We start from the raw sequence: 4,352 nt of genomic DNA on the forward strand, positions 1-4,352 counted from the left end.
CGCGTCGGGGCCACCGGACAGCACCCGCTCGCAGGCGCGGACGGCGGCCAGCAGTGCGTGGACAGGACCGACCGGCTGACCGGCGACCTGGCGCTCTGCACGCGCGACCCAGCCGCGGACGGGTGCCATCAGACCGGTCTCGCAGAGGAGGTTGATCGCGACCCGGGCCGCCGCGAACCCGGCGTCGACCGGGCGCTGTGCCGCCACGTGCTGGGCATAGAGCCGCTCGAGCGCGGTCAGCGACCGCTCGAGCTCGCCGGCCCCGTACGCCGCGACGGCGACCACTTCGAGCGCGGCCTCCGACGAGTCTGACGCATCGACGAGTCCCAGGGCACGACGGAAGTCACCGTCGTCGAGCGCTGCTCGAGCCTCGTCCAGAGCCACTGTCGCATTGTGACAGCGATTCTCCCGCCCTCAGGTCGAACAGTCCCTCCACCGATCCTCGAAGGAGCCACCCATGCACGCCACGACCCGAGAACTCCCGATCGCCCTGAACGCGGCCGGCGCCACGGTCCGCCACCAGCCCGGCTTCGGCATGGCGAGCGCCTCGCTCGCCGCCGAGCACCTGTCCCTGGCCGCCGGCGTCGACATCGCGCCTCTGCTCCGCGGGCTCGAGGGTGACGCCTGCGGTGCAGCCCACTGGGGCTACCTGCTCAGCGGGCGGCTCGTCGTCTCCTACATCGACGGCTCGACCGAGACCTGCGCCGGTGGCGAGGTCTTCCACTGGCCGGCCGGACACTCCGTCCGGGTGGAGGAGGACGCCGAGCTCGTCATGTTCAGCCCCGCAGCCGAGCACCTCGCCGTGATGAACCACATGATCTCGACGATGGCGGAGATGAGCGCCTGACCCGGGTGGCGCTCAGGCAGGGAGCTGCCAGAACAGCCGGTGGTCGACCCACTGGCTGAGGTAGCCCACGCCGGCGGTGTAGCCCGAGCCCCGGGCGTCGCCCAGCATCCGGGTCGCCAGCGTGACGTGGGTCGCCTTCCAGCGGTGGTGGCTCGCCTCGAGCGCCCGCAGCCGCTCGGCGATCCGCGTCACCTGCGCCGAGCCGGGATCCGCCAGCGCGGCATCGCGATAGGCGTCGGAGAGGGTGTCCTGGCCGCTGACCACCTCGCCCCGGACGTCGGGCACGCTCTCGAAGGCCGGCGAGGTCAGCCGCGCGGACGGAGGCCGCCCGCACAGTCCCTCGAACCGCTTGTAGGTCTCGGACTGGACGGCGCTGGCGCCGTCGGTGAACTCGCGGAAGGTGTGGAACGCCTCGTAGCGCAGGGTCGCCACGATCCGGAAGAGCGAGGCGTTGCGGTCCATGAACGTCACGACCTGGGCGAGGAGCCGGTCGGCGGCGTCGAGCTGGCCGTCCCGCAGTGCCGCGATGGTGTCGCGCGTCCGCCAGCACATCCCTGCGAACGCCATCTCGTGCGCCTGGAGCACCCGGATGAAGAAGTACTCGTCGTGCACGGTCGAGACCGGCTGCATGCTGAGCTCGAGCCAGTCCCCGGCGGCCGCCAACGCTGGTGGCAGGTCCAGCAACAGGGCGGGGAGGTCGGCCTCCGGGTCCCGGGCGATCGCCCCGAGCAGGTCGTCGGAGACCGCGCTGCCCAGGTGGGCGTTCATGAACCGCAGGGAGTGCCGCAGCCGGGTGCGCAACGTGCGTGCGTCCGGTCGCCCCAGCGGTGAGACCGGCGTACGACGGTGTGCGGCGCACAGCTCGTAGCGCACGATGTCGGCCGCGAGCAGCGCGGCGAGGCCCGACGGCAGCAGCGGGTTCTCGCCGAGGATCACGTCCAGCACCGGGATCGAGAGATAGGTGCGGTTCCAGTAGCGACCGTCGTGCTTGTCGAGGACGCACTCGAGGAACGAGTCGAGGTAGGGGTCCCGGCCGTCGTACCGGTCCCGGACCGCGGCCAGCGCGGCGAGCCGCTCGGGAGTGAGGAAGTGCTGCCCCACCACGCGGATCTCCTGGACGACGAGGCGCGCCAGGCCCAACGGGTCGACCACACCCTCGGGACCGACGCCGACGTCGGTGCCCTCCGGGGCGAGCCACCGGGCCAGCTCGGCCGACAGCGCCGCGTCGGCCGCGTCGCGCGTCACCTGGAACGCGCAACGGCCGTCGATCGCTGTCCGCAGGGCGCTCTCGGCCTGCCCGACCTGGGCGGTCATGAACCCCAATGTGAACCGGTCCGCGGGGACTGTCCAGTACCAGGATCGGACCGGTCGGTCAGGCCAGCGAGGCGAGCCGGTCGGCCGCGGCGGCGATCCGCTCGTCGGTGGCGGTGAACGCCACCCGCACGTGCCGGGAGCCGGCCGCGCCGTAGAACTCGCCCGGAGCGACCAGGATCCCGAGGTCGGCGAGCTGCGCGACGGTCGCCCAGCAGTCCGGTCCCTCGGGGCCGCGGGTGGCCCACAGGTAGAGCGACGCCTCGGAGTGGTCGATCGTGAAGCCGGCCCGCTCCAGCGCCGCACGCAGGGTCGCGCGCCGCGCGGCGTACCGGGCGTGCTGCTCGCGGCTGTGCGCGTCGTCGGCGATCGCCGCGGCGAGGACGCGCTGCTGCGGACCGGGCATCTGGAGGCCCAGGTTCTTGCGGACGGCGAGCAGCTCGGCGACGACCTCGCGGTCGCCGGCGACGAACGCGCAGCGGTAGCCCGCGAGGTTGGAGCGCTTCGAGAGGGAGTGCACCGCGAGGATGCCCTCGTGGCTGCCGCCGCAGACGTCCGGGTGCAGGACGGAGACGGCCTCGGCCTCCCAGGTGCACTCGAGGTAGCACTCGTCGGAGACGAGCAGGACGCCTCGTTCGCGGCACCAGTCGACGACCTTCTTGAGGTGCTCCTTCGGGAGCACCCGGCCGGTCGGGTTGGACGGGGAGTTGATCCACAGGATCCGCGGCGTCTCCGGGCCGAGCGCCGTCAGCGCGTCGGTCGCGAGCGTGCGGGCGCCGACGAGTGCGGCGCTCACCTCGTAGGTCGGGTAGGCGAGCTCGGGGTAGACGACCAGGTCCCCGGGGCCGACGCCGAGGTGCAGCGGCAGCGACCCGATCAGCTCCTTCGAGCCGATCACCGGCAGCACCTGGTCGATCGTGAGCCCGGCGACACCGTGGCAGCGCGCGAACCAGTCGACGATCGCCTGCCGGGTCTCCGGCAGGCCGACCGTCAGTGGGTAGCCCGGGGAGTCGGCGGCCCCGCGGGGCGCCCCCTGGGCGGCCTCCGGGGTGGGGTCGACGGGCGTGCCGACCGAGAGGTCGACGATGCCGTCAGCGTACGCGCGGGCCGTGGCGGCGTACGCAGTGAGCTTGTCCCACGGGAAGTCGGGCAGGCGTCCGGAGACGCCGCCCGACCCAGCGACCAGCCCAGCGCTCAGTGGTCGTGTTCCTGCGGCTCGAGCGCAGCGACGAAGGGGTGGTCCTTGTCGATCTCACCCATCTTGGCCGCACCGCCCGGCGAGCCGAGGTCCTCGAAGAACCCGACGTTGGCGTCGTAGTAGCCCTTCCACTCCTCCGGCACGTCGTCCTCGTAGAAGATCGCCTCGACGGGGCAGACCGGCTCGCACGCCCCGCAGTCGACGCACTCGTCGGGGTGGATGTAGAGCATCCGCTTGCCCTCGTAGATGCAGTCGACAGGACACTCGTCGACACAAGCGCGGTCCTTGAGGTCCACACACGGCTGGGAGATGACGTAGGTCACCGGTCTCCTCCTGATGCTGCTGAAGCGGATGGAACACGAAAGTGTTTCGTGTCGGCGCCCACCCTAGTATCTCGGGCGTGACGACGGCGCACGACCCACGTGATTCGGGACACCATGTGCTCGGACCCCACGTCGTCGGGCAGCGCGTCGTCGTCCGGCGACTGCTCCGCGGGGAGACCGGACCCAGCGGCGGACCGGCCATGACCGACCTCCTCGGGGTGTGCCTCGCGTGGGGCGAGGGGCGTTGCGTCATCCAGCCCGAGACCGGCGACCCGGTCACGATCGCGACCGCCGACATCGTCTCCGGCAAGCCGGTCCCGCCGCGCCCGTCGGTGCGGATGCGGGTGTCGTCCCGCGACGCCGAGCTGCACACGACGTCGTTGTGGGCGTCGGTGGAGACCACTCCCCTCGGCTCCTGGGTGCTGCGCACCGACACCGCCCCGGTCGGCCGGCTGCGACGGCGGGCCAACTCGTGCCTGGCGTTCGGCGACCCGGGCCTTCCGTTCGGCGAGGCGGTCGCTGCGGTGCGGTCGTTCTACGACCTGCTGGAGCGGCCGTCGTACGTGCAGGTCGAGGCGGGCTCCCCCGAGGAGGCGGCGTTCGCCGCCGCCGGCTGGGACCACGACCCGACCGGGGACGCCGAGCTGCGGCTCGCCTCGCTCGCCCAGGGACG

The 4,352-nt window shown here is 72.5% G+C and carries 6 protein-coding genes; 2 read left to right on the top strand and 4 right to left on the bottom strand.

Annotation, left to right across the window (positions count from 1 at the left end):
* Nucleotides 1–384, bottom strand: a 384-nt coding sequence (locus H0487_RS21840; protein WP_220793677.1) for a hypothetical protein, incomplete at its 3' end; no start/stop codon positions are given.
* A 73-nt stretch (nt 385–457) separates the two neighbouring features.
* Between H0487_RS21840 and H0487_RS21845 the strand changes: the two genes are divergently transcribed.
* Nucleotides 458–847, top strand: coding sequence for a cupin domain-containing protein (locus tag H0487_RS21845; RefSeq protein ID WP_183096323.1), 390 nt, complete (start codon nt 458–460; stop codon nt 845–847).
* Nucleotides 848–859: 12 nt separating this feature from the next.
* On the opposite strand, the gene H0487_RS21850 is transcribed toward H0487_RS21845, so the two are convergent.
* The 3 genes from H0487_RS21850 to fdxA are packed head-to-tail and all read right to left on the bottom strand — an operon-like array spanning nt 860 to nt 3,679.
* Nucleotides 860–2,161 (bottom strand): tryptophan 2,3-dioxygenase, encoded by a 1,302-nt coding sequence (locus tag H0487_RS21850; protein ID WP_183096324.1) that lies wholly within the window; start codon nt 2,159–2,161, stop codon nt 860–862.
* 58 nt (nt 2,162–2,219) lie between these two features.
* Nucleotides 2,220–3,356: a succinyldiaminopimelate transaminase gene (gene dapC, locus H0487_RS21855; RefSeq protein WP_312856053.1), complete on the bottom strand. Its 1,137-nt coding sequence runs from the start codon at nt 3,354–3,356 to the stop codon at nt 2,220–2,222.
* Nucleotides 3,353–3,679: a ferredoxin gene (gene fdxA, locus H0487_RS21860; RefSeq protein WP_183096325.1), complete on the bottom strand. Its 327-nt coding sequence runs from the start codon at nt 3,677–3,679 to the stop codon at nt 3,353–3,355. Before fdxA ends, dapC begins: the two co-directional genes overlap by 4 nt.
* A gap of 116 nt (nt 3,680–3,795) precedes the next feature.
* Between fdxA and H0487_RS21865 the strand changes: the two genes are divergently transcribed.
* The coding region (locus H0487_RS21865) for a hypothetical protein (protein ID WP_376766700.1) at nt 3,796–4,352 on the top strand (557 nt) is incomplete at its 3' end.

Source organism: Nocardioides stalactiti, assembly GCF_014180715.1.
In the GTDB taxonomy this organism is placed as follows: domain Bacteria; phylum Actinomycetota; class Actinomycetes; order Propionibacteriales; family Nocardioidaceae; genus Nocardioides; species Nocardioides stalactiti.

Excerpts from the sequence above, each read along its gene's own strand:
- H0487_RS21850 (WP_183096324.1), bottom strand. The coding sequence starts at position 2,161 with ATGACCGCCCAGGTCGGGCAGGCCGAGAGCGCCCTGCGGACAGCGATC.
- H0487_RS21845 (WP_183096323.1), top strand. The coding sequence starts at position 458 with ATGCACGCCACGACCCGAGAACTCCCGATCGCCCTGAACGCGGCCGGC.